The sequence below is a fragment of the Pediococcus cellicola genome (assembly GCF_001438655.1).
GTDB classification, from domain to species: domain Bacteria; phylum Bacillota; class Bacilli; order Lactobacillales; family Lactobacillaceae; genus Pediococcus; species Pediococcus cellicola.
In genome coordinates this window covers 211,615-236,889 of sequence record NZ_JQBR01000003.1, presented here as the reverse complement: position 1 = coordinate 236,889, position 25,275 = coordinate 211,615, and the positions used below count along the sequence as shown (strand labels likewise).

The 25,275-nt window shown below is 40.1% G+C and carries 23 protein-coding genes; 17 read left to right on the top strand and 6 right to left on the bottom strand.

The features are described from left to right. Nucleotides 1-103: 103 nt before the first annotated feature. The 4 genes from jag to rpmH form a co-directional block, all read right to left on the bottom strand. Nucleotides 104-907, bottom strand: a complete 804-nt coding sequence (jag, locus tag IV80_RS04355) for an RNA-binding cell elongation regulator Jag/EloR (protein ID WP_057750036.1) — start codon at nucleotides 905-907, stop codon at nucleotides 104-106. Between the two features lie 75 nt (nucleotides 908-982). Further along, nucleotides 983-1,819: a membrane protein insertase YidC gene (yidC, locus tag IV80_RS04350; protein WP_057750034.1), complete on the bottom strand. Its 837-nt coding sequence runs from the start codon at nucleotides 1,817-1,819 to the stop codon at nucleotides 983-985. After that, nucleotides 1,820-2,179, bottom strand: a complete 360-nt coding sequence (gene rnpA, locus IV80_RS04345) for a ribonuclease P protein component (RefSeq protein WP_057750033.1) — start codon at nucleotides 2,177-2,179, stop codon at nucleotides 1,820-1,822. Nucleotides 2,180-2,287: 108 nt separating this feature from the next. Further along, nucleotides 2,288-2,422 carry a 50S ribosomal protein L34 gene (gene rpmH / locus IV80_RS09975; RefSeq protein WP_083490513.1) on the bottom strand — a complete coding sequence of 45 codons (135 nt, stop codon included), beginning with the start codon at nucleotides 2,420-2,422 and terminating at the stop codon, nucleotides 2,288-2,290. A gap of 589 nt (nucleotides 2,423-3,011) precedes the next feature. On the opposite strand from rpmH, the gene dnaA reads away from it, so the two are divergent. From dnaA to IV80_RS04285, 12 genes are all read left to right on the top strand, one after another. Continuing rightward, a complete protein-coding gene (gene dnaA / locus IV80_RS04340) occupies nucleotides 3,012-4,358 on the top strand; it encodes a chromosomal replication initiator protein DnaA (RefSeq protein ID WP_057750030.1) in 1,347 nt (448 codons plus the stop codon). 176 nt (nucleotides 4,359-4,534) lie between these two features. Beyond that, the gene (gene dnaN, locus IV80_RS04335; RefSeq protein WP_057750027.1) at nucleotides 4,535-5,674 is read left to right on the top strand and encodes a DNA polymerase III subunit beta; all 1,140 of its coding nucleotides are present in this window, start codon (nucleotides 4,535-4,537) and stop codon (nucleotides 5,672-5,674) included. 282 nt (nucleotides 5,675-5,956) lie between these two features. Beyond that, on the top strand, nucleotides 5,957-6,187 hold the full coding sequence (yaaA, locus tag IV80_RS04330; RefSeq protein WP_057750024.1) for a S4 domain-containing protein YaaA: 231 nt from the start codon (nucleotides 5,957-5,959) through the stop codon (nucleotides 6,185-6,187). A 2-nt stretch (nucleotides 6,188-6,189) separates the two neighbouring features. Continuing rightward, complete coding sequence (gene recF / locus IV80_RS04325) at nucleotides 6,190-7,305, top strand: DNA replication/repair protein RecF (protein WP_057750021.1); 1,116 nt, start codon at nucleotides 6,190-6,192, stop codon at nucleotides 7,303-7,305. Between the two features lie 38 nt (nucleotides 7,306-7,343). Then, nucleotides 7,344-9,287 carry a DNA topoisomerase (ATP-hydrolyzing) subunit B gene (gene gyrB, locus IV80_RS04320; protein ID WP_083490516.1) on the top strand — a complete coding sequence of 648 codons (1,944 nt, stop codon included), beginning with the start codon at nucleotides 7,344-7,346 and terminating at the stop codon, nucleotides 9,285-9,287. Nucleotides 9,288-9,367: 80 nt separating this feature from the next. Next, nucleotides 9,368-11,866, top strand: a complete 2,499-nt coding sequence (gyrA, locus tag IV80_RS04315) for a DNA gyrase subunit A (protein WP_057750082.1) — start codon at nucleotides 9,368-9,370, stop codon at nucleotides 11,864-11,866. A 182-nt stretch (nucleotides 11,867-12,048) separates the two neighbouring features. Beyond that, nucleotides 12,049-12,339 (top strand): 30S ribosomal protein S6, encoded by a 291-nt coding sequence (gene rpsF, locus IV80_RS04310; RefSeq protein ID WP_057750016.1) that lies wholly within the window; start codon nucleotides 12,049-12,051, stop codon nucleotides 12,337-12,339. A 39-nt stretch (nucleotides 12,340-12,378) separates the two neighbouring features. After that, nucleotides 12,379-12,924 (top strand): single-stranded DNA-binding protein, encoded by a 546-nt coding sequence (ssb, locus tag IV80_RS04305; protein ID WP_057750014.1) that lies wholly within the window; start codon nucleotides 12,379-12,381, stop codon nucleotides 12,922-12,924. A 21-nt stretch (nucleotides 12,925-12,945) separates the two neighbouring features. Beyond that, complete coding sequence (gene rpsR, locus IV80_RS04300) at nucleotides 12,946-13,185, top strand: 30S ribosomal protein S18 (protein WP_057750011.1); 240 nt, start codon at nucleotides 12,946-12,948, stop codon at nucleotides 13,183-13,185. Nucleotides 13,186-13,439: 254 nt separating this feature from the next. Next, nucleotides 13,440-14,120, top strand: a complete 681-nt coding sequence (locus tag IV80_RS04295; protein ID WP_057750008.1) for an EAL domain-containing protein — start codon at nucleotides 13,440-13,442, stop codon at nucleotides 14,118-14,120. Between the two features lie 21 nt (nucleotides 14,121-14,141). Continuing rightward, nucleotides 14,142-15,506, top strand: coding sequence for an FAD-dependent oxidoreductase (locus tag IV80_RS04290; protein WP_057750005.1), 1,365 nt, complete (start codon nucleotides 14,142-14,144; stop codon nucleotides 15,504-15,506). Between the two features lie 130 nt (nucleotides 15,507-15,636). After that, a complete protein-coding gene (locus tag IV80_RS04285) occupies nucleotides 15,637-17,028 on the top strand; it encodes an LPXTG cell wall anchor domain-containing protein (RefSeq protein WP_057750002.1) in 1,392 nt (463 codons plus the stop codon). A 188-nt stretch (nucleotides 17,029-17,216) separates the two neighbouring features. Here the strand turns inward: IV80_RS04285 and IV80_RS04280 are convergent, their stop codons facing one another. Beyond that, entirely contained in the window at nucleotides 17,217-18,365 is a 1,149-nt protein-coding gene (locus IV80_RS04280; RefSeq protein WP_371861638.1) for an MFS transporter, read from the bottom strand. 288 nt (nucleotides 18,366-18,653) lie between these two features. Between IV80_RS04280 and IV80_RS04275 the strand changes: the two genes are divergently transcribed. From IV80_RS04275 to IV80_RS04255, 5 genes are all read left to right on the top strand, one after another. Then, a complete protein-coding gene (locus IV80_RS04275; RefSeq protein WP_057749996.1) occupies nucleotides 18,654-20,681 on the top strand; it encodes a DHH family phosphoesterase in 2,028 nt (675 codons plus the stop codon). A gap of 5 nt (nucleotides 20,682-20,686) precedes the next feature. Beyond that, on the top strand, nucleotides 20,687-21,139 hold the full coding sequence (rplI, locus tag IV80_RS04270) for a 50S ribosomal protein L9 (RefSeq protein WP_057749993.1): 453 nt from the start codon (nucleotides 20,687-20,689) through the stop codon (nucleotides 21,137-21,139). 102 nt (nucleotides 21,140-21,241) lie between these two features. Continuing rightward, nucleotides 21,242-22,633, top strand: coding sequence for a replicative DNA helicase (gene dnaB, locus IV80_RS04265; RefSeq protein WP_057749991.1), 1,392 nt, complete (start codon nucleotides 21,242-21,244; stop codon nucleotides 22,631-22,633). A gap of 103 nt (nucleotides 22,634-22,736) precedes the next feature. Beyond that, nucleotides 22,737-23,933, top strand: a complete 1,197-nt coding sequence (locus tag IV80_RS04260; RefSeq protein WP_057749987.1) for an MDR family MFS transporter — start codon at nucleotides 22,737-22,739, stop codon at nucleotides 23,931-23,933. A 252-nt stretch (nucleotides 23,934-24,185) separates the two neighbouring features. After that, nucleotides 24,186-24,734, top strand: a complete 549-nt coding sequence (locus IV80_RS04255) for a C40 family peptidase (RefSeq protein ID WP_236699568.1) — start codon at nucleotides 24,186-24,188, stop codon at nucleotides 24,732-24,734. An 82-nt stretch (nucleotides 24,735-24,816) separates the two neighbouring features. On the opposite strand, the gene IV80_RS04250 is transcribed toward IV80_RS04255, so the two are convergent. Next, the gene (locus IV80_RS04250) at nucleotides 24,817-25,185 is read right to left on the bottom strand and encodes a DUF1304 family protein (RefSeq protein ID WP_057749982.1); all 369 of its coding nucleotides are present in this window, start codon (nucleotides 25,183-25,185) and stop codon (nucleotides 24,817-24,819) included. Between the last annotated feature and the right edge of the window lie 90 nt (nucleotides 25,186-25,275).

The window sequence follows — 25,275 nt, the reverse complement described above, 5'->3', positions numbered from 1 at the left end:
TAAAAAGGTTCACGTGGATAAAGTACTTTCACTACTTTATCTAAAATAAGAATATTGTCTATATCTTAAAATGTTGAAGGGCATTTGTCAATTTTGGACACTTTTAAAGCTGATCTTCTTGAACTAATGCGACTACCACATAGCGATGTGGTTCATGGCCCTCAGAAAAAGTGGTCACAAAATGGTTGTCAGCCAATGCAGCGTGAATAACTTTGCGTTCAAAAGCGGGCATCGGGTCCAAAAAGACAGGATCTCCAGTGGCCACCACTTCTCGAGCTGTGCTTTCAGCGAGCCGTTGCAAAGTTTCAACACGTCGTGCTCGGTAGTTTCCGACATCTAATTGAACATTCGTGTGGGCAATCTCTTTATGCAATAGGAATACTTGCGCTAACGTCTGTAACGCGTTAATGGTACGCCCATGCTTCCCAATTAGGAGACCTTCTTGTTCTGTTTCAAACTCGATAGCAACTTCACGATGATGAACGGTAACTGTGGAACTAGCTGTAATTCCAAGCTGTTTGACAACCGTATCTAAATAATCTTTGAGTTCAGCAGTAATTTTCTCATTTAACTTTGGATGCGTTGCTTGCGCCTGCGTAGCATTTTCATCATCGGTATCTTGAGGCTTTTGAACTTCATATTTAGGTTCAGCGTTTACTTCATCGACCTTGTCTTGAACTTCAGAATCTTGCAAAATAGGGTTGGGTTGCGTGCTGACCTTCTCATCAACCGGTTGACTCTTCTTTATAAACGTCAATTCAACTTCTGCGAGACGCTTGCCAATTCCTAAAAAACCTCTTTTAGGTTTAGTAATCGTCGTCACTTTCACTTCATCACGTTTTAAATCCATATCAATCAAACCTGCCTGAATGGCATTTTCAATTGTGGTACCTTGATATCTTGCCATGTAACCACCCTCCTTACTTTAAAACTATGGACAGCAAAAGGAGACCAGAATCGCGATTCTAATCTCCAACACTAATTATTTTCGTTTTCGTCCTTTATAAGCCTGACGCTTGGCTTTTTCAATTGCGCGTTTACGATCACGCTCTGCTTTGGCTTTTGCTTCACGCTCGCGGTTAATCTTAAATGGATTTTGCAGGACTAAAGTTTGACCAGCTTGGAAAATATTGGTAACCACCCAGTATAAGGAAACGGCAGATGGTACACTCATCGCGGTGAAGAAAATGATCACTGGCATACCAACCGTCATCATTGTGGTCATACCATTTTGCATTGGTTGAGACTTCATACTTAACCATGAACTAATATAAGTAAACACAGCCGCCACAATAGGCAAAATAAAGTAAGGATCTTTATCACCCAACTGCAACCATAGGAACGTCCCGGCCTTTAAAATTTCCGTTCGATTAACAGCCGCAAACAAAGCGTACAAAATTGGTAGCTGCACAATTAAAGGTAAACAGCCGGCAACCGGATTTACGCCGGCTTCAGAATAGAGCTTTTGTTGTTCTTCACGGAGCTTTTGCTGTGTCTCAACATCCTTAGAAGAATATTTTTTCTGAAGTGCTTGTACTTTTGGTTGAATTTCAGCCGTCTTCATTGAAGATTTTGTTTGATAAATCATCAATGGCAAAATAATAATTCGAATAATAATGGTGAAAATAATAATTCCCCAACCAAAATTACCACCGAACAATTGCGATAACCAGACGATAGCTCGTGAAAAGTTATAGACGATCCAATGATCCCAAATACCTGTACTGTTTTTCGTAATGGGAGCCGTGCTACACCCAGCTAATAAAAGCGTTAAGCTGGCAATTGCCGCCATCACCATATTTCTTTTGCTGTGTTTCACTTATTTTTCCTCACTTTGATCAGTAGTTAAAATATTAGCTAATGTGAATACATGCTTTAATTGCTGCTTGGTTTCTTTCATGGAAAGACCAGACGCTTGTGGTCGCGCAATTACTAAAAAGTCGATATCTTGACGTAATTGAGGCTTGAATTCAAGAATGCTCTGGCGAATGCGGCGTTTCATATAATTACGCATCACGGCATTGCCAATCTTTTTACCAACAGAAATGCCAACCCGAAAATGTGGCTGCCCAGGTTTGACCATCACATAGACCACAAACTTTCGGTTTGCATATGAATTGTGCGTCTCAAACACCTTTTGAAATTCTGTCTCTTTTTTTACACGATATGACTTGCGCATAATCTCTCTCCAAATAAATCGTATTATCAGGTTTCTACATTATATAAAAGGGTTTTGCTGTTATTTTCGAATCTCTTCAAAAATAAAAGACCACTGGGATCAGTGGCCTTATGCAGATAATACTCTTCTACCTTTTAGACGTCGACGTGCTAAAACTTTACGGCCGTTGCTGGTACTCATACGTTTACGAAAGCCATGCACACGTGAACGATGACGCTTCTTTGGTTGAAATGTTCTCTTCAATTCGTACACCTCCCATAACAACACTGAAATTTATTTATCTTTCATCTAATTATTAATGAAATAACTCAGTATCTAATTACAATTACCATAATATAATATCACAAAACAGCCGTCATGCAAAGCTATTATTTAAAAAAGATGACCTTAATCGCGGCAGCTGCTTACGTCAACCGCTGCTTTTTATCCACAACCAGAATAAATATTTAGTGTGTGTCTTGTGGATAAATGCTTCTTTAAAATCTTACTTTTCCACTGTTTTTCCCCGAGTTATCCGGATATTCACCCCCTGTGATTGAGTTATCCACATTTTCACGTTTTTCGGTGGATAACCGCTCTTAACACTTATGCACCGGGCTAGAGTTATCCACCGTTTTCTGTGAATAACCTGAAAACAAGTGAAATTTTTCGCCTTTTTCAACATGTTGTGAACAACTTTTTTCACTGCTTGTGATTTATTTTAAATAGTTTTCCACATCCTGTGGAAAACTATTTTCTTTCATGCTAAAATTAACTCATTGTTTCTCACTTACCGGTATAAAAGATGTAAACACAAAAAAATTAGACTGTACGTTACTTTGGAGGGGTTTTTGTGCTTAGTAAAAATGAACTATGGGACCAAATTAAGGCCGATTTTGAAAAAGATAGTGATATTTCTTCACTTGGATTTTCGACCTGGATCGATGTGGCCAAACCAATCGATCTAAAAGACCACGTCATGACCATTCAATTACCATCACCGTTGCATCGTGACTATTGGAAGCAGCATTTAGCGCCAAAATTTGTGGAGTACGCTTATCTCATTACCCAAGCTGACATCACACCTGACTTCGTTTTAGAAGGTGAACAGACCGAGGCCCAAAAAGAAGAAAAGCCGGTTGAAAAAAAGCCCAAAGCTACTCCTGACTTTATGGAAGAAACAACTTTAAATGACAAATATACTTTTGATACATTTGTCACGGGTAAAGGTAATCAAATGGCCCATGCGGCTGCCCTAGTTGTTTCCGAAGATCCCGGAACTATGTATAATCCACTCTTCTTTTATGGAGGAGTTGGTTTAGGCAAAACCCATTTGATGCATGCCATTGGTCATCAAATTCTTAAAAATAATCCGAACACGAACGTGAAATACGTCACTAGTGAGGCGTTTACGAATGATTTCATTAACGCCATTCAGTCAAAGCACCAAGAAGAATTTCGAGAAATCTATCGTAACGTGGACCTTCTATTAGTGGATGATGTCCAATTCTTCGCGGATAAGGAAGCTACTCAAGAAGAGTTCTTCCATACATTCGAAGCTTTATATAGTAATCAAAAACAAATTGTGTTGACATCAGATCGTTTACCAAATGAAATTCCTAAGTTGCAAGAACGGCTAGTTTCTCGCTTTAAATGGGGGTTATCCGTAGATATTACGCCACCGGATTTAGAAACACGAATCGCCATTTTACGTGAAAAAGCCATGGCCGATCACATTGAAATTCCCGATGATACTTTGAATTACATTGCCACACAAGTGGACTCAAACGTCCGTGAATTGGAGGGCGCTTTAGCCCGCGTTCAGGCGTATGCAAATCTGCAAAGTACTGGTATCACAACTGATTTGGCTTCCGAAGCGATGCGTAGTTTGAATTTTGGTACGAAATTTAGTGAAGTTTCCATCTCCTTAATTCAAGACAAAGTAGCTAAGTATTATCACACTTCAATTTCTGATTTAAAGGGCAAAAAACGCATGAAATCCATTGTTATGCCACGCCAAATTGCGATGTACCTTTCGCGTGAACTTACCAATGCCTCATTACCAAAAATAGGAACTGAGTTTGGTGGAAAAGATCACACAACAGTCATCCATGCCCATGAAAAAATCGCGGCGGCCTTAAAAAAAGATGATGATTTACAACGTCAAATTGGAGATTTGAAAAGTGAGCTGAAACCTTAGCTTGTGGATAAGTGTGAATAATTCGAAAAGTTATCCACATTTTATAAACATGGTGAAACAACGACCTATCTAAGCGTTAGGTGACATTTACACAATATCAACAGTCCCTATTACTACTGTTACTTTTACTATATAATTATATATAAATACATTTTGACCAAAGGAGATTCAAAATAATGAAATTCACTGTAAAACGAGCTGCATTTATTAAAAAGTTAAATGATGTTCAAAGAGCTATTTCATCAAAAACAACGATTCCCATTCTGACTGGTTTAAAATTGGATGTTGAATCCGATCAAATTATCTTAACGGGTAGTGACGCTGATATTTCAATTGAAACTGTTCTAGATGCTAAAAACGAAGACAACGGATTGTCAGTTAGTGATCCTGGAAAAATCGTTTTACCAGCCCACTTTTTCAGTGACATTGTGAAACGTCTCCCTGAAGATACAATGACTATCGAAATCACAGAAGGTTTCCAAACTGAAATTACATCTGGGGCAGCTGCTTTTACGATTAATGGTTTAGATGCGAATAATTATCCGCATTTACCAGAACTAGATGGAAATGATCAAATCCAGCTTTCTGGCAATGTCTTCAAACAATTAATTAGTCAAACCGTTTTAGCTGTTTCAACTCAGGAAAGCCGGCCAATCTTAACTGGGGTTCATTTCAGTATTGATGGCGACCAGTTCTTGGCGGTTGCCACAGACAGTCACCGGTTAAGTCAACGTAAAATAAAATTACCTGCTGGCAATACTGGTAAGTATGATGTCATCATCCCTGGAAAAAGTCTTGTAGAGTTGTCCCGGATGATTGGTGAAGAAAATCCAGATGTGATCATGCGAATTTCTGAAAACCAGGTGTTGTTTACATTAGGTGACACAGCGTTCTATTCACGCTTACTGGAAGGCAATTATCCTGATACTTCACGGTTGATTCCTAAAGAAGCCACAACGACCTTGGAATTTAATGCCCCAGCATTGTTGGCTGCCATTGAACGTGCTTCTCTGTTATCTCACGAAAGCCGCAATAACGTGGTTAAACTGGCGATTACCACCGCGGATAGTCAAATCGTCATTTCAGGAAATTCGCCTGATGTGGGAAATGTGGAAGAACAATTAGATGCCAAAGCCGTAGAGGGTGAAGATTTAGAGATTTCCTTTAACCCTGATTACATGAAAGATGCACTTCGTTCTTTTGGCCAAACTGAAATTCGTGTTTCCTTTACCTCAGCTTTGCGGCCATTTACTTTAGTTCCTACCGAAGATCAAGAAAACTTTATTCAATTGATTACACCGGTACGAACATTTTAAAAATGTGAGTTAAAAACATGTTTTTCAAGCATTAGGCTTGAGAAACGTGTTTTTTATTTTGCTCTCTAAAAATTAAATTCAGGGGATTTGAGAAAAATACGTAAAAAATGGCAAAAGTATCTAAATATGATTCAAATGGCTTAAAACGCAAAATACAGCCTCTGAGATTGTTTTTTTGTTATTTTAAAGGTATAATAGATAAGTATTTAACTGAGGTTATGTTGAGGTGGAGCCAATTTAATTGCGCAATTCTTACATAATCTAGTAAAGGTGGTTGTAATTGTGAAAAAAGAAGTTTTAATTACAACGCCGCCATTCATTACGCTCGGTCAACTCTTAAAGGAGGAGGCTATCATTGGCACTGGTGGACAGGCTAAGTGGTACCTTCGTGAACACTCGGTAGAGGTAAATGATGAGCCTGAGAATCGGCGGGGAAGAAAACTATATCCAAAGGACACGGTTAATATTCCAGATGAAGGGCTATTTTTTGTGCGCTCAAGACGTGAGGAGTAGTCATGTATTTGGAGAATATTAGTCTTCATAATTTTCGTAACTATACGGATTTGAAGGCCGAATTTGTTCCAGGTGTCAATGTCTTGTTGGGTGCTAATGCCCAAGGAAAAACCAATTTATTAGAGTCAATTTATGTTTTAGCTTTAACCAGAAGCCATCGGACTTCAAATGATCGCGATTTGATCAATTGGGATGCCAATAGTGCCCAGTTGGCCACACGAGTGCATAAAAATCTTAGTTCCATGCCATTAGAACTTGAGATTAGCAGCAAGGGTAAAAGAGCACGCGTGAATCATCTGGAACAAAGCAAGTTATCCCAATATATTGGCCAACTGAATGTGATTCTATTTGCCCCAGAGGACTTATCCTTAGTTAAAGGATCGCCTGCAATTAGGCGACGGTTCATTGACATGGAATTTGGGCAAATGAGTAGTCGCTATCTTTACAATTTGGCTCAGTATCGGACCATTTTAAAGCAACGTAATCAGTACCTAAAACAGCTTAAGTTTAAAGCTAAACAAGATAAGGTGTTTTTAGGGGTGTTATCGGATCAATTAGCTGCTTATGGCGCAGAAATTATTTTTCAACGTCGTCAATTTTTGAAGAAGCTGGAAAAATGGGCGCAGCAATTACATACTCAGATTTCATTGGGTAAGGAAAAGTTGACGTTTGAATACGTCTCGCAAATTGCGACGGATGGTCTATCTGTTGAGCAACTTTACGACGCTTTGCAAAAAGCATTTGTTAGCCATGAAGAACGTGAGTTGCAGCAGGGGACCACATTGGTTGGTCCTCAGCGCGATGACGTTCGTTTTTTAGTCAATGGTAAAAACGTTCAGACGTTTGGTTCCCAAGGACAACAGCGAACGACCGCTTTGAGTGTCAAATTAGCAGAGATTGATTTGATGAAAGAAGAAACTGGGGAATATCCAGTATTATTGTTGGATGACGTGTTATCAGAGCTAGATGATGATCGTCAAACCCACCTTTTGAAGACGATTCAAAATAAAGTTCAAACGTTTTTAACCACCACAAGTTTAAGTGGAATTGCGCGGCAGCTGATCAATCAGCCCCGTGTTTTCACAATTAGTTCAGGTACTTTGCATGAGGAGGAATAAAATTGGCAGACGACGATAAAACACAAACACCGCAAGAAGTGGAAGCTGCACAAGAACGCAAAGAAGAAAAAGCCCAAGAATATGATGCGAGTCAAATTCAAGTACTTGAGGGCCTTGAAGCGGTTCGTAAACGACCAGGGATGTACATTGGATCCACTAGTTCCCAAGGACTTCACCATCTCGTTTGGGAAATTATCGATAATGGAATTGATGAAGCTCTAGCTGGATTTGCGGATAAAATTAACGTCATCGTTGAAAAAGATAACAGTATTACGGTGACAGATAATGGCCGTGGGATTCCAGTTGATATTCAAGCTAAAACTGGTAAACCAGCACTAGAAACAGTTTTCACTATTTTGCATGCAGGTGGTAAGTTTGGCGGCGGCGGATATAAAGTGTCCGGTGGTCTGCATGGTGTGGGTGCCTCAGTCGTGAACGCTTTAGCAACCGAATTGGACGTTAAAGTTATGCGTAATGGCAAAATCTACTATATGGATTTCACACGTGGCAAAGTGAAGACCCCAATGAAGGTAATTGGAGATTCACAACCTCATGCTCACGGGACAATTGTGCATTTCTTGCCAGATCCAGATATCTTTCAAGAAACGACAACGTTTGACATTAAAATCTTACGGACAAGAATTCGTGAATTAGCATTCTTGAATAAGGGCTTGCGGATCACCTTAAAAGATTTGCGTCCGGAAAAACCAACAGAAGACGACTTCTTGTATGAAGGCGGTATACGGCATTACGTAGATTACTTGAACGAAGGCAAAGAAGTCCTTTTCCCTGAACCTATCTATGTAGAAGGGGTTGAAAAGGGAATTACTGTTGAAGTGGCCATGCAATATACTGAAGGTTATCAAAGTAAGTTATTGACTTTTACCAATAATATTCATACTTACGAAGGTGGCACGCATGAAGAAGGCTTCAAACGGGCTTTAACACGTGTTGTCAATGACTATGCACATAAGGCAGGTCTCTTAAAAGATAATGATGATAACCTTTCCGGCGATGATGTTCGTGAAGGATTAACAGCAGTTGTTAGTGTCAAGCATCCCGATCCACAGTTTGAAGGACAAACTAAGACCAAATTGGGAAACTCAGACGCAAGAACGGCAGTTAACGATGTTTTTGGGGAACATTTTAATAAGTTTTTGATGGAAAATCCGGATACTGCTCGCAAAGTGGTTGATAAGGGGTTGTTAGCCTCAAAGGCCCGAATTGCCGCTAAACGCGCTCGTGAAGTGACACGGAAAAAGAGTGGCCTTGAAATTAATAATTTACCTGGTAAATTAGCTGATAATACTTCTAAAGATCCAGCAATCAGTGAATTATTTATTGTCGAGGGAGATTCCGCCGGTGGTAGTGCCAAGCAGGGACGTTCTCGTTTGACCCAGGCCATTTTGCCGATTCGAGGTAAAATTCTGAACGTTGAAAAAGCCACTTTAGACCGGGTATTAGCGAACGAAGAAATTCGATCATTATTTACGGCTTTAGGAACTGGTTTCGGTGAAGACTTTGACGTTACGAAAGCAAACTATCATAAATTAATTATTATGACCGATGCCGATGTGGATGGAGCGCATATTCGAACCTTATTATTGACCCTATTTTATCGTTATATGCGGCCAATGATTGATGCTGGATACGTCTATATCGCCCAGCCACCGCTATATCAAGTGCGTCAGGGTAAGATGATTAAATATATTGATTCGGATGAGGAATTACAAGAAACGTTAGGTCAGTTACCACCAAGTCCCAAACCAGCTATTCAACGATACAAAGGTTTAGGTGAAATGGATGCTTCTCAACTCTGGGAAACTACCATGAATCCTGATAATCGTCGTTTATTGCGTGTTTCAGCGGAAGAAGCCGATGCAGCTAATGGTGATTTTGAGATGTTGATGGGTGACCGGGTAGAACCCCGCCGTAAGTTCATTGAAGACAATGCGGTTTATGTAGAAAACTTAGACGTTTAATTTAGGATTGGAGGTTAAAAATTTTGGCTGATCAAGAAAATATTGGAACTCGAGTAACGGATGTTAACTTGAGAAAAGAAATGCGAACGTCCTTCCTAGATTATGCAATGAGTGTTATTGTGGCCCGTGCACTCCCAGATGTTCGAGATGGGTTAAAACCTGTTCACCGGCGTATTTTGTACGGCATGAATGAATTAGGTGTGACGCCAGAAAAACCTTATAAGAAATCGGCCCGAATTGTTGGGGATGTCATGGGTAAGTATCATCCCCATGGTGATTCAGCAATTTATGAATCTATGGTTCGTATGGCACAGGATTTCAGTTATCGTTATATGTTAGTAGACGGACACGGAAACTTTGGTTCAGTTGATGGTGATGGGGCTGCCGCGATGCGGTATACCGAAGCTAGGATGAGCAAAATTTCGGTGGAAATGCTTCGTGATATTAATAAAAATACGGTTGATTTCCAAGAAAACTATGATGGTACTGAACGGGAACCGAAAGTATTACCTGCCCGTTTTCCCAACCTATTAGTCAACGGTGCAACTGGGATCGCGGTCGGGATGACCACCAACATCCCGCCCCATAATTTAGCAGAAGTTATCAGTGCAATTCATATTTTGATGGATAATCCTGAAGCGACCACTGCTGATTTAATGGAGGCCGTACCTGGTCCTGACTTTCCAACCGGTGGTGTGGTTATGGGCAAGTCTGGAATCCGGAAAGCCTACGAAACCGGTAAAGGCACGATTATTTTGCGTGCTAAAGTTGACATTGAGCAAGAAAAAAGTGGTCGGGAACGTATTGTTGTAACCGAATTGCCTTACATGGTTAACAAAGCAAAATTAATTGAGCGAATTGCCGAATTGGCACGTGACAAACGAATTGAAGGAATTACGGATGTCAATGATGAGACAGACCGAGAAGGAATGCGGGTTGTCATTGATGTTCGCCGTGATATGAGTGCGTCAGTCGTTTTGAATAACTTGTATAAAATGACTTTGATGCAGACCACATTTAGCTTTAATATGCTGGCAATTGTGGCTGGTGCGCCTAAAGTTTTGAGTTTGAAGCAAATTTTGCAATACTATCTCAAACATCAAGAAGAAGTTATTCGTCGTCGAACTGAATTTGATCTGAAAAAGGCACAAGCGCGGGCACACATTCTTGAAGGCTTGCGGATTGCTTTAGATCATATTGATGCCATTATTGCGATTATTCGAAATTCAAAAACGGCCGAGATTGCTAAAGATCAGTTAATGAGCAAGTATTCCTTGTCTGATAAACAATCACAAGCTATCTTGGATATGCGTCTGGTTCGTTTAACCGGCTTGGAACGAGAAAAAGTTGAAAATGAATACAAGAAATTAATGGCAGATATTGCCGATTACAAAGATATTTTGGCACATACAGAACGCATTAATCAGATTATCTATCAGGAATTACTTGATATTCAGGATAAGTTTGGTGATAAACGACGTACCGAATTATTGGTCGGTGAAGTCTTAAGTCTTGAAGACGAAGATTTAATTGAAGAAGAAGATGTCATGATTACTTTGACCCACAATGGCTATGTCAAACGTATGCCGCAGTCTGAATTTAAGGCGCAGCGTCGTGGTGGTCGTGGTGTCCAAGGCATGGGGGTTCACGATGATGATTTCATTGAGCACCTGGTTTCTAGTTCAACCCATGACGTGCTTTTATTCTTCACAAATGCTGGTAAAGTCTATCGTATGAAGGGTTATGAAATTCCTGAATACGGTCGAACTGCCAAGGGAATTCCGGTGATTAACTTGTTGGGGATTAGTGCTGGTGAAAGTATTCAAGCCGTTATTAATGCCGGACAAGACCAGGGTGCTTTGGAAGAGCGTTATTTGTTCTTCACCACTTTAAAGGGTGTTGTAAAGCGGACACCACTTAGCGAATTCTTGAATATTCGTAGCAATGGTTTGAAAGCAATCAACCTGAAAGATGATGATGAATTGATTAACGTGGTGATCACGGATGATCAACAAAATATCATTATCGGTACACATAAGGGTTATGCAGTAAGCTTTTCAGAAAAAACGGTTCGTTCCATGGGACGCTCCGCAACTGGTGTGCGTGGTATTCGTTTACGAGATGAAGATTATGTGGTCGGTGTCGATGTCTTGAAGGCGGATAGCAAAGTCCTTGTTATTACTGAAAAAGGTTACGGCAAACGAACTTTAGCATCCGAGTATCCTATTAAGGGTCGGGGTGGTAAAGGTATCAAGACAGCCAATGTTACAACGAAAAATGGGCCACTAGCTGGCTTAACAACGGTAACTGGTGAAGAAGATATTATGTTAATTACGGATCGTGGTGTGATGATTCGTTTTGATGTGGATTCTGTTCCAGAAACTGGTCGAGCAACGATGGGCGTTCATTTAATTAAAATTGATGAAGATTCTAAAGTAGCTACTATGGCCAAGGTGGATCATGAAGATGATGACCCATCTGATGATGATCAAAAAGATGATGTCACTGAGGCGCAACCGTCAGCTGATGAGGTCAAAGCAACCGACGAAAACACTTCAGAGAATTCTTCTGAGGAATAAAAAATAAATCCCAATAAAGGACGTAACTTAGTTATGTATCGTTTATTGGGATTTTTGTTTATTGCGTTGCACAAGTATGAATGCTATAATTTAAGTTCGTGAGTAACTATTAATTTAGAAGCTCTCCTTGCTTTCTTAAATTGTTAAGGAAGCCACTTAGTCCATAAGGAGGTGTAAAACACATGGAACCCAAATCATACGAAATTACTTATATCATTGCTCCAGATGTTGAAGAAGCAGCTAAGGCAGCCTTAGTAGAACGTTTCGACAAGATCTTGACTGACAATGGTGCAGAAGTGGTTGATTCAAAAGATTGGTCCAAGCGTCGTTTTGCTTATGAGATCGGTGGATACAACGAAGGTATCTATCATATCGTAAACGTTAAAGCAAACGATGATAAGGCTTTAAATGAATTTGACCGTATTTCGAAGATTACTGACGGTATCTTACGTCACATGATCGTCGTACGCTAAAATAGACAAAATAATTAATACAGAAAGGAGTTATTGTTTATGATAAACCGAACAGTTCTTGTTGGACGCTTAACCAGAGATCCTGATTTACGATACACCAACAGCGGTGCTGCAGTGGCAACCTTCACAGTTGCAGTTAATCGTCAGTTTACGAACTCACAAGGAGAACGTGAAGCTGATTTTATTAACTGTGTGATCTGGCGAAAAGCTGCAGAAAACTTCTCAAACTTTACACATAAAGGCTCATTGGTTGGAATTGATGGACGGATTCAAACTCGTTCTTACGAAAACCAACAAGGTCAACGTGTCTATGTGACAGAAGTTGTTGTTGAAAACTTTTCATTATTGGAATCTCGAGCTCAATCTGAGCAACGTCAAAATCAAGGTGGCAATGCGGGATTTCAAAACAATGCTCCTCAATCATCCGGTAATACCAATCCGTTTGATGCAGGGCAAGGCAACAACAATGGTAGCCAAAGCAATAGCAATGGTAATGCATCCAGTGCTGCTAGTTCTAACCCTAATGATCCATTTGCAGATAATGGCGAACAAATTGATATTTCCGATGATGATTTACCATTCTAATCATTAGAGGAGGGAAATTTCATGGCTCAACAAAGAAGAGGCGGAAATCGTCGACGTCGTAAAGTTGACTTTATCGCTGCTAACCATATCGAATACATCGATTATAAAGATACAGACTTACTGAAACGCTTCATTTCAGAACGAGGCAAGGTTTTGCCACGTCGTGTGACAGGTACAAGTGCTAAGAACCAACGTCGTTTAACAATTGCAATTAAACGTGCACGGATCATGGGCTTATTACCATTCGTTTCAGAAGACTAATCAAGGAGAACCTTTCGTGTCAGTTATTGACTTGAGAGGTTTTTTTGTGGCCTAAAAATGAACTAGAACGTTTATCTAAATGGTCATATAAAGATAGTACGAAAATGTATAAAAATATTGTTGGGAGATAAACCAGGTTGAATATTAGCTTACAGGCTGATTTTACTGTGGTTATGAATTAAAAAACTTACCAGCAATTTAGGCAAAAATGATTTATAATAACAAGTAGTTAATACAATAAAAAGGGGTACACAATGTATCGATATTTTATTCAACCACAATTGAATAAGGTGAATAATTCACTAATTGGCTATGAATTACTCATTCGGAGGCGAACCGCAGATGGATGGCGGCCACCTAAGTATTTCTCAGATATTCCGACTACAGTTATTGCCGATATGCTGACAAAGGCGACCAAAAAACTGGTTTTAAAAATTGGTTCGGTATCAGTAAACTTGAATCGTACGCAGATGATGAATAAAGAAATAAACCTAGCCTTGATTCGCTCTCAAGATGCGCTGCGGCCGTTAAAGCTTAACATTGAACTGACAGAAGAACCTGGGGATGAAGCCATTACGAATGCGGATTTGGAACCAATGTTGCAGAATTTTTTGCAACGAGGTATGGAAATTTGCTTAGATGATGTGGGAACTGGTGACAATCAGTATGCTGAAATCAAAGCTTTGTTGCCCTACGTGAGCGAATTAAAGTTTGCCTTACAGAACTTCAAGGAACCGTTCCAAGACCCTAAAATCCAAGCTAGAGTGGTTAAATGGCGAGATATTGCCCACAAGGAAAATCTGCGCTTCATTTTGGAAGGGATTGAAGATGCGGCTGATGATCAATTGGCAGATGACTTAGAGATCGATCTACGCCAAGGTTATTATTATGGAAAGCCACATCTATTAAAATTAAATGCTGATGATCCAGATTAATTTAAGGGAGAAGATGTTATCGTGAAAGTTGTTATCGTAGGCTGTACACATGCAGGAATCGCAGCTGTTACAGAAATTCTAAAAGCCCATCCGGAGACAGAAGTTACTATCTATGAGCGCAATGATAACGTCTCATTTTTATCTTGCGGAATTTCTTTATACTTAAATGGGCAAGTTAAACGTTTGGAAGATATGTTTTACGCGACGCCGGAAGATTTAGCTAAGTTAGGGGCAAAAGTACGTGTTCGCCATGATGTTTTGAGTATTGATACTAAAAAACATCAAATGACCGTTGAAGATTTGCAGACCAAGGAAATCTTTTCGGATACTTATGACAAATTGATTATGACAACAGGCTCTTATGTGGTGGTTCCCCCATTAATGGGCATCGATGATAGCCGCGTCTTATTATGTAAAAGTTATGATCAGGCGAAACAGATTTATGCGACGGCTAAGAACCATAAGCACATTACAATTGTGGGTGCTGGTTACGTGGGCGTGGAGCTTGCTGAAGCATATGCAGACACGGATCATGAAGTCACATTGATTCAATCACATGATCAAATCCTGAATAATTATGTGGATGACTTGTTTTCAAAGAAGATCACGCAACTCTTGAAAAAGCATGGAGTGCATGTTTATTTGAATGAGCGGGTCCAAGCATTTCACGGCGATGAGAAGAATGATAAAGTTGTCGTGGAAACTAACAACGCTGAGCATGAAGCTGATTTAGCCATTGTATGTACCGGATTTATGGCAAATACAGAGTTGTTAAGAGGACAGGTTGATATGGACCGTCACGGCGCTATTTTGATTAATGACTATACACAAACTTCTAATCCTGATGTGTACGCAGCAGGGGATGCCTGTGTGTCACATTTTAATCCGGCACATAACGATGCTTACATTCCGTTGGCAACGAATGCGGTTCGCCAAGGAGCGCTGGCTGGTAAAAATATTTTTGGTAAAGTTCAAAAGTATATGGGTACACAAGCTACTTCGGCAATGGAGTTGTTTGGGTATACTTTAGCTTCTAGTGGGTTGACCTTATCAGCAGCAAAACGTGAAGGCTTAAACGCTGATTCTGTGACGTATAAAGGAAATTATCGTCCAGGTTATATGCCCAGCACGGAAATGCTGACGATCGTTTTGGTTTATGATCGCGACAATCGCCAAGTTTTAGGAGCACAATTGTTTAGTAAGCATGAAGTTGCTCAGTCGGCTAATGCCATTTCAATTTGTATCCAAAATAAAAACACGATTGATGATTTGGCATATGTTGATATGTTATTCCAGCCTCATTATGATGAACCATTTAATTATTTGAACTTAGTGGCCCAGTTAGCCATTGAACAGGAACGACAAGCTAAACTAGAATCACGCTAAAGGCGGGGTTCTTTTTTTATGGGCATTTAGAGGAGGGTAGACACGAAAGATAGCGTTTTCATTTCAACCATGAGATAATAGAGATGAATCTTGGAAATGTGGATGCACGTAATTAAAGTGGAGGTAGATTATGAGTAGGAAAAATGTACCAGATCACGAGAAAAAAATATTTTATTATAACTCTGGAAAAAGATGGTTATCCGTTTTTGTTGTGGCTGGCGTGGTAGGAATTGCTGGGGTGGCAATCCCAAGTGGCTATCACACACAATCTGTTCACGCGGAAACAACGACACAGGTAGTCAAAGAAACAAATGCGCAGGAAAAAGTTGATCAGCAACAAGTGACATTTAAGGTAGCTTCAGTCAGTGTTAAGGATACGAATAAAGTATTTGATAGTGCGACAATTACCGCAAAAGTGGGAGACACCGTCAATTTCGCCGATTATATAAATACCAATGTACCTGGCTATAAGACTTTTTCTAACGTGACACAGACTGTTAAAGCGTCATGGGCAGATGGTACTGTGTATCTCTTGTATCAACCACAACCACAGACAATTACCATTAAATTTGTTGACGCGACAACCCATGAAGCACTCAAAGCACCTGTTGAAATCACAGGTAAAGAAACTGATTCGATCGTCGATTTAACTCAGGAAGGCATTGAGACCAATATTTCTGGTTATAAATTGGGGAGTTCACTAGACACACAGTGGGTTGTTAGAGGCGATCAGAATGTGATCGAGTTATTATACGTGCGTGATACCGCTAAAGTAAATGTCCATTTCGTTAGTGGTTCTAACCCAAATAAGGAGCTAAAACCAAGCCAACAAATTGAAGCTACGGTGGGCGATCGCGTTGATTTTAATACGCTACTTGATCTGAAAGTTTTGGGTTATAGATTAATGTCGAGTGGAAAATATACGGTACAAAGCGGCGCAGTACAAGACGTTTACCTGCTATACATGGGAGAAGCTCGCGATATTAAAGTGCACTATATTGATGCTAAAACGAGGCAAGAATTAAAGCCTAGCTCGATTTTAAGAAATGAAGAGGTTGGCGCCATTGTGGACCTTACCAAGCAGGGACTTGATACGCAAATTGCGGGATATGACTTGCAGAACAGTTTGGAATCCGCATATGTGGTGAAAATCGAGGGGAATGACGTTTATCTAGAGTATGTTGCCAAAAAAGCACCTACGCAACCAGGTCAAACGCCTACTGTGCCCGACAAAAAGCCTGGTGAGTCAGCAAAACCAAATAAGCCTACACAACCGGGTAAAGATCAAACACAAGTAGGCAATCAACAGACAGTTACAAAGACACCAGTCAACTCTATGACGGGCACAAAAGGTACTAGCAACGTTAAAGCTACAGATGCAACAACTAAAGCAACGGGAAAAAGTGCTCAAGGTGCGTTACCACAGACTAATGAGGCAGGTATCGCTGCATATGGGACGCTTGCTGGAATGTTATTATTCGCCACATTATCATTGTTGGGCATAAAACGAAAGAAAAACTAAAATTCAATGAAATTCGATTCATATGTGAAGAGTGGGAAAAAGGTGTATTAACTGCAGACATAGCCCTTTTCCTGATTTCGGCTATATAAAGTTCAGAGACAGAAAGAGATGGGCGTTTTTTCCCACTCTTTTTTGTTTAGTCCACGAAAAAAGGATTGAAAATTGGCATTTTCAATCCCGTGTTGTCATTATTGCATATCTCTCTGTAATTTTTGGGGTTCTCTTAACAATAGATGACCACCTAAAGCAAGAACTAAAAAGATGGCGGCCACACTGCAAACGCCAACCCAACCAAAATGGCTCCAAGCAAAGGTGGCAAAGAAAGTTCCTAGAGCACCTCCTAAAAAGTAGCTGAACATGAAGATGGAATTGTTACGGCTGCTGGCTTCTAAGCTCAATGATTGGACGATGGCTTGGTTAGAAACTTGGCCAAATTGTGTGCCAAGATCCAACAGGATGATTCCAATGATAAGACCGACAAAAACATGCCCTAAAAAAGCAAAAACAACAAAGGCAATTGTTGAAAAGAGAATACCTAAGCCAATGGTCATTCTTGGTGAGTAGACATCCACCATGCGCCCAATGATTGAGGCAAATAGTACACCAGTGATACCCAACAAGCCCAATAAACCAGCCACGCCACTGCCATAGTGGTATTGATGTGCCAAATAAAAGGCAAGTGTTGACCACAACACATTTGAGACTCCGAACAAGCAAAAACCATTAATGGCAGATCCTTGTAAGTGTTTTTCTTGCGCGAGTAGTTTGGGTAATGAAGCTAACACCTTACGATAGTTCATACTTTGATGGCCACGAGGATCACGCGGCAAAAAGCGATGCAAAATGAGTAGTAAAATCCCGCAAATAACGGCAGCAACGAGATAAACGTATTGCCAGCTAAGAACGCTCCCCAACAAGCCACTCACCGAACGAGATAGTAAAATCCCGGTTAATAGGCCACTCAAAACGTTGCCCAGTACCTTTCCTTGATGCAAACTAGGTGCTAAATAGGCGGCGTATGGAATAATGATTTGGGGAGCAACGGAAGTAATGCCCACCAGCAGCGAAGCCATCCCAAAAATGGTAATGGACGGTGCCCAGAAAGCTAAAAATAAGGCAATAATTGAAAAACCCAGCATGGCTTGAATCAAGTGATAGCGATTAAAAATATCACCCAAAGGTACAATTAAAAGTAATCCAAATGCGTAACCAAGTTGTGTGAGCATTGCCACAACGCCGACGGAAGCTTTTGAAACGTGGAAGCTAGCGGCGATTAAGCCTTCAATGGGTTGAATGTAATTTAAGTTGGCCACAATAATTCCAGTTGCAATGGCCATTAATAAAACGGTTTTGCCAGATAATTCTGTTTTTGAATCCAAAGATAACCCTTCTTCGTATGATAGTTTTTCGTGTGACTTAGAGATTACGTGTCAACGAAAAAGGATTTTCAATGCGCATAATTAACCAGTGAAAAAACCGGTGATTTAACATGCTAAAACCTCCAATCACGATCAATTAATTCTAAACAAAAAAGTGATTTTCGTAAAGGCGAGCTTTTATCCAGTGGTTCTTTGTCAGAGGGCTTTGTGATAAAATAAAGCTAGTACACAATTCGAGGAGAAACTATGAAAAAATTTCGTTTAGCAGAAAGGATTCCAGTGTTTATGCGTAACCCCCGACTGCGTTTACTGGCGATTTATATTATTCTACTATCGTTAGTTGGTGCGGGGATCGCTTTTTATTATAACTGGATACTGGGAGTCGTATTAGTTATACTTCTCATTTTGGGAAGTATTTTTATTAGTGACACATTTCATCGTGTGAACGAAGAAACAACTAAATATATTTCCGATCTATCATTTCAAATTAAACGTAGCGAACAAGATTCACTGTTACGCATGCCATTAGGAATTTTAATTTATGGGGATGAAGATCAAGTTCAGTGGGTGAACCCTTATATGCAAGGCTATTTGAGCGATAAGGATGTATTGGGCAAGAAATTAAGTGACGTTGATGCGGATCTAGCTAAGTTATTAGATGAGCATCGTGACGATAAAGGAACGGTTTCTGTTGTCTGGGGAGATCGCCGGTTCACCTTATTAGTTGAACAAGATAGTCATGTCTTGTATATGATGGACATTACGAAATATGCCAAAATTGAAGAAGCCTATGATAATTCACAAGTTGTGATTGGACAGGTCTTTTTAGATAACTATGATGAAGTCACCCAATCGATGGCAGATTCTGATATTTCTAGTTTGAGTAGCTTTGTGACGAATCAAATTTCGAGCTGGGCACAAGAATTTGGGATGTACCTAAAACGCGTTGATGACGATCATTTCTTTGTGATCATGTATGCCGAAGTCTTACAAAAAGTGGAAGCTGATAATTTCAAATTATTGGACACCATTCGGGAAGCAACTTCTAAACAAAACTTTCCGATTACGCTTAGTATTGGGATTGCTTACGGGGATCAGGATTTGAACCGATTGGCCGACCTTTCACAAAGTAATTTGGATCTCGCATTAGGACGTGGTGGGGATCAAGTAGTGGTGAAATCACCTGATGATCAGGCACGCTTCTATGGTGGTAAGACGAACCCCATGGAAAAACGGACGCGTGTTCGTGCTCGGATGATTAGTCAAGCAGTCACGGAATTGATGTCACAAGCTGATCAAATTTTTGTGATGGGACATCAACAATCCGATATGGATTCGCTAGGCGCCTGTTTAGGAATTCGGCGGATTGCTCAGATGAATAATCGACAGTGTTGGATTGTGCTCGATCAGGACAATTTACATTCAGATGTAAAACGGCTGTTAACCTCACTTGAAGATTACCCGGCGATTAAAGAGTCAATCATTACGCCTGAGGCTGCCTTAGAGAACGCCAATAGTCAAAGCTTACTCATTATGGTCGATCATTCTAAACCGTCACTGACGACGGCTCCTGAGCTTTATAAGAAGCTTGAGAATCGGACCATGATTATTGATCATCATCGCCGAGGCACAGAGTTTCCAGAAAATCCAGTTTTGGTATATATTGAACCTTATGCTTCTTCGACGTGTGAATTGATTACAGAAATGTTTGAATATCAATCTAAAGATAGTGAACCTATTAATGAGATTGAAGCCACGGCAATGCTTGCAGGTATCGAAATTGATACTAAGTCCTTTACAACGAAAACAGGGACGCGAACGTTTGATGCAGCGAGTTACTTACGTTCTGTAGGAGCTGACGAAGATCTTATTCGGCACTTTATGAAAGAAAATGCGGATAGTTATCTTCAGCGTAACCATTTGATTGAATCGGTCGAGTTTATTGATAAGCGGCTAGCTGTCTGTGTCGGTGAAGAGGATCGCCAATACGATCCGGTAACAGCTGCACAAGCGGCAGACTCGTTACTTTCTATTTCTGGTATTGAGGCTTCCTTTGTGATTACACGCCGCTCGAAAAAAACGGTGGGTATTTCTGCGCGGAGTGCTGGAGATGTTAATGTCCAGTTAATTATGGAACAAATGGGTGGTGGCGGTCATCTTGGCAGTGCGGCTACTCAGATTGATAATCAAAGTGTTTCTGAAGTTAAAGCTACTTTAGTGGCCATTTTAGAAAAACAAAATGATACAGAAAATAAAGATGATGAAGAGGAGTGAATCTGATGAAAGTTATTTTTTTAGAAGATGTGAAGGGTAAAGGAAAACGGGGCCAAGTAAAAGAAGTTCCAGATGGTTATGCCCAAAACTTCTTAATCAAAAACAAGAAAGCTGAACCAGCCACAAAGGGTGCTTTGAGCAGCTTGAAAGGCCAGCAACGTGCCGAAGAAAAGCATGAACAAGAAATTTTGGAAAACGCTAAAAAATTGAAGACAACGTTGGAAGACGACAAAACAGTTGTGGAATTAACTGCTAAAGCTGGCACAGATGGCCGTTTATTTGGTTCCATTCCTAGCAAGCAAATTGCGCAAGCTTTGGACAAACAGTTTGGTCTGAAACTTGATAAACGTAAGATTGAATTAGCCGAACCAATTCGCGCATTAGGTTATACAAATGTGCCGGTCAAACTACACCCTAACGTTACAGCTAAAATTCGGGTCCACGTGGCTGAAAAATAACGCCGAATAGATTACTTTGTGGTGAAGTTGTCTATCTAGCGGTAGTTACAGGGATGGACGCCGATTGTTTAAGAAAATTTCCTAGTCATCAGAGGTAAGAACATGGATAATGACATTTTAGAAAATCAAACACCGCCACAAAATATCGATGCGGAAAAAGCAGTTTTAGGTGCCATTTTTCTGGATTCAGATGTACTCGTCGACGCAATGGAATATTTGCAGCCAGAAGATTTTTATCAACGGGCTCACCAAATTATTTTCCAAGCGATGGTTTCGCTGAATGATGAGGATGAAGCCATTGATGTTGTGACGATGAATAATAAATTAACTGCACAGAATCAATTGGATGATGTGGGTGGCGTGAGTTACATTGCAGAATTAGCTGCTTCGGTTCCAACCGCTGCCAACGTGGTTTATTATGCAAAGATCGTTCAAGAAAAGGCTATTTTACGACGCTTAATTAAAGCGGCTACGAAAATTGTTACAAAGAGTTATCAACAAGATGAAGACGTTGGATCGGTCCTAGATGAAGCAGAACGAGAAATTACCGAAGTTTCGGAAAATCGTAATCAATCAGGATTTAAAAAAATCTCGGATGTATTGACCGATTCGATGACCGAGATTAACAAGCTTTACCAAAACGGTGATGAGATTACAGGCTTGTCCACTGGGTATAGTGAGTTAGACAAAATTACAGCTGGATTGCATCCAGATGAACTCTTTATTTTAGCTGCACGTCCTGCCGTTGGTAAAACGGCCTTTGCGTTAAATATTGCGCAAAATGTGGGGACCAAAACGGATAAAACGGTAGCTATTTTTAGTTTGGAAATGGGTGCTGATCAGTTAGTTAACCGAATGCTTTGTGCTGAGGGAAGTATTGACGCCAATCATTTACGAACTGGGCAACTCAATGAAGAAGAATGGCAAAACTTGGTGATTGCCATGGGGAGTTTAGCCAAAGCCAATATTTATATTGATGATACGCCAGGAATCAAAATGGCAGAAATTCGTGCTAAATGTCGGCGGTTAGCTAAAGAACAAGGTAATTTAGGGCTGGTCGTGATTGATTATTTGCAGTTAATTGAAGGTTCCGGTCAAGAAAACCGGCAACAAGAAGTTTCTGCCATTTCTCGACAGTTGAAAAAATTAGCCAAAGAATTAAGGGTACCTGTGCTAGCTTTGTCTCAGCTTTCACGTGGCGTTGAGCAGCGACAAGATAAGCGACCTGTGCTGTCTGATATTCGTGAGTCTGGGTCAATTGAACAAGATGCGGATATCGTGGCATTTTTATATCGTGAAGATTATTACGAACGAGAAGGCGAAGATGGTGAGGATCAAGATTCTGATCCTCGTCAAGGCGACAGCCCAGATGTGGGACCAGTTGAAGTTATAATTGAAAAAAACCGAAGTGGTGCGCGGGGAACCGTGAAATTACTTTTTGTGAAGTCATATAACAAATTTGCGCCGATTGCGTATGTTCCAGATAATAACTAAACGCTAAATTTAGCAGTTTCGCACAGCTCTTTTAGACGACTTGTGAAGCTGTTAATTTATGCCTTTTTTTAAGTTAAAAGGTTATTTGGGAAAGGAGAGGACGATGAAAGAATTAAAATTACGTTATTTACTATTGGGAGCTTTAATGGATAGTATTGGAATGAGTTTTGTGTGGCCCTTAACAACGGTATACATGCATAATATTTTAGGGCATTCGTTAACGATTGTTGGGATCGTGTTGATGTTAAACTCAGTGGCTAGTATTATCGGCTCATTTGTGGCTGGTCAATTGTTTGATCGTTACGACGGATATTATCTCTTATTGGGCGGAATTGTGTTTACCGCTTTGAGCATGTTTGTTCTAGTGTTCTCTAATGATTGGCCTGTTTATCCAATTATGCTCATTTTAATTGGTCTGGGTACCGGTTGGATTATGGCATTTGTTAATGCCTTGGGGACTACTGTGCACAGCCGTGATGGTCGGTTCGTGTTTAACATGTTGTACTTTGTACAAAACATGGGCGTTATGATTGGTACGGCCGTTGTGGGGCTCATGTTTAAGGACAATGTGGCACCCTTATTTGCTGTTTCTACTGGGTTATACGTTCTGTTCTTTGCAGTGGCAGCCATCAATTACCATGTTAAACGTGAACGACCAAAGCAAAAACATCAAATGGATCAAAATGCCAATGTGGCTACTAATACTGAGAAACTGCCGCATGTAAACACCGTGATTATGTACACATTATTTATCAGTCTTTTTTTGATTTGGATTTTTTACCAGCAATGGAACAGCAATATTTCGGTATACATGTTGAGTTTGCATATTCCGTTAAAAGACTATAGTTTCTTATGGACAGTTAATGGGTTGTTCATCTTAATTGTGCAAGGCTTTCTGAGTTGGCAAGGCGGAAAATTTTTCAAAGATCCCTTTCATCAAGTCTACTTTGGGATGCTATTTTTGATTGCTTCCTTCGTTATTTTAGTTTTTGCAAAAGCCTATTGGTCATTTGTCCTTGCGATGATTATTTTGACAATTGGAGAAGCGATCACGTTCCCGCAAATTCCAGCAATTGCCAACCTTCTTTCCCCTTATGGGATGAAGGGAAGGTATCAAGGCCTCGCGAGTTCTTTTCCGTCGGCGGGGCGCGCATTGGGACCGTTAGTTGGGAGCTTGATTATTGATACCCTCTCCTTTGTTTCTTTGTTTGTGGTGGCATCCGTGATTATTGCCCTTATATTGTTTATTAATGTGGCTTTGATTGAAAAAAGTAAACATGAACTGATTGAGTATAAGTAGCGCCTCATATTTTTTTTCGGGTTGTGAAGGGCAAAAAATGTCTTTTTTGCTTAATTTGAAGTTAAAAATTTGGATAAATTGAAGGTCGATGAAGGTCGTTTCCTTGTTGTAAAGCGGATTAACGGCACCTTGTAATTTTCTGTAATATTTTGAGAAGAGTTTGTAAATAGAATTAAATGGTGTCGTATTACGTGCGTGTTAATATATATCTTGTTATAATGATAAGAAATTAGTTAACACGAAAGGATGTTTATGATTAAAATCAATTTGAGACATGCACTTGTATTGGCAATTGGCGTAGCGGGGTTCACTTTAGGATCAGGTACGGTTGCAAGTGCCAACGCCAACGCTGGTGGTAATCAAACTTATACAGCTGCACAAACTGCTAACAACACCCAGACGGTTCAAACTTTAGAAACTGCAAGTACAAGCACTTCAAGTAACAGCGCAGTTGTTTCTGAGGCTTTGAAATTAGCTAATCAGCACATCCCTTACGTTTGGGGTGGCGAATCGTTAAGCGGAATGGATTGTTCCGGATTTACTGACTGGGTATACGCACATGCTGCTGGTAAATCGCTTGGTCATTATACAGTGACACAAGAAAGTCATGTGACAAAACAAGCTGTATCTCAAGCACAACCTGGTGATTTATTATTCTGGGGTTCTCAAGGCGCTACATATCACGTTGGGATTTATGTAGGTAATGGGAAGTATGTGGCTGCACCTGCTCCGGGTCAATACGTATCCGTTCAGTCAGTCAGTGGTTCATTCATGCCAAGCTTCTCAGGTCATGTCATTTAAATTTAAACTTAAACAAAAAAAGATGGTTGTAGAAACTAACTTTGAGGATTCCTCAAAACAGTTTCGTCAATCATCTTTTTGTTTACATCATAATGGCTAATAACAGTCCAATGACACCAGGCAAAGCTTCAAGTAAAAAGAAGCGCCGGGTGAAAACAAAGCCTTCATAAATACCGTTAAGGAAGATAAAAAGGTTTAAGAAGATTAGCATGTACTTCATAGGGCCACTTGGAATGATGATGACGGACAAAAGAATAACCAGCCCGATAAATCCGCTATATAAGCCGAGATTTTGAATGAACTTTTGCATCACTGAATTTTTGACGGCCTCAACCGGAATGGCAAAGAACCTACCAACTGTCTCATAAGAAGCAAACAGTTCGATGTACAAATAATAAAGGTGTGCTAAAGCAATAAGTAAACTCACAATGACACTAATTGTAGACAACATAGAAAAACTCCTTACTTAATGAATGGTATAAGTAAATTATAGTTAACTTGTCAAGCATTATCATGAAAATTATATAAGAGATCAAAAAAT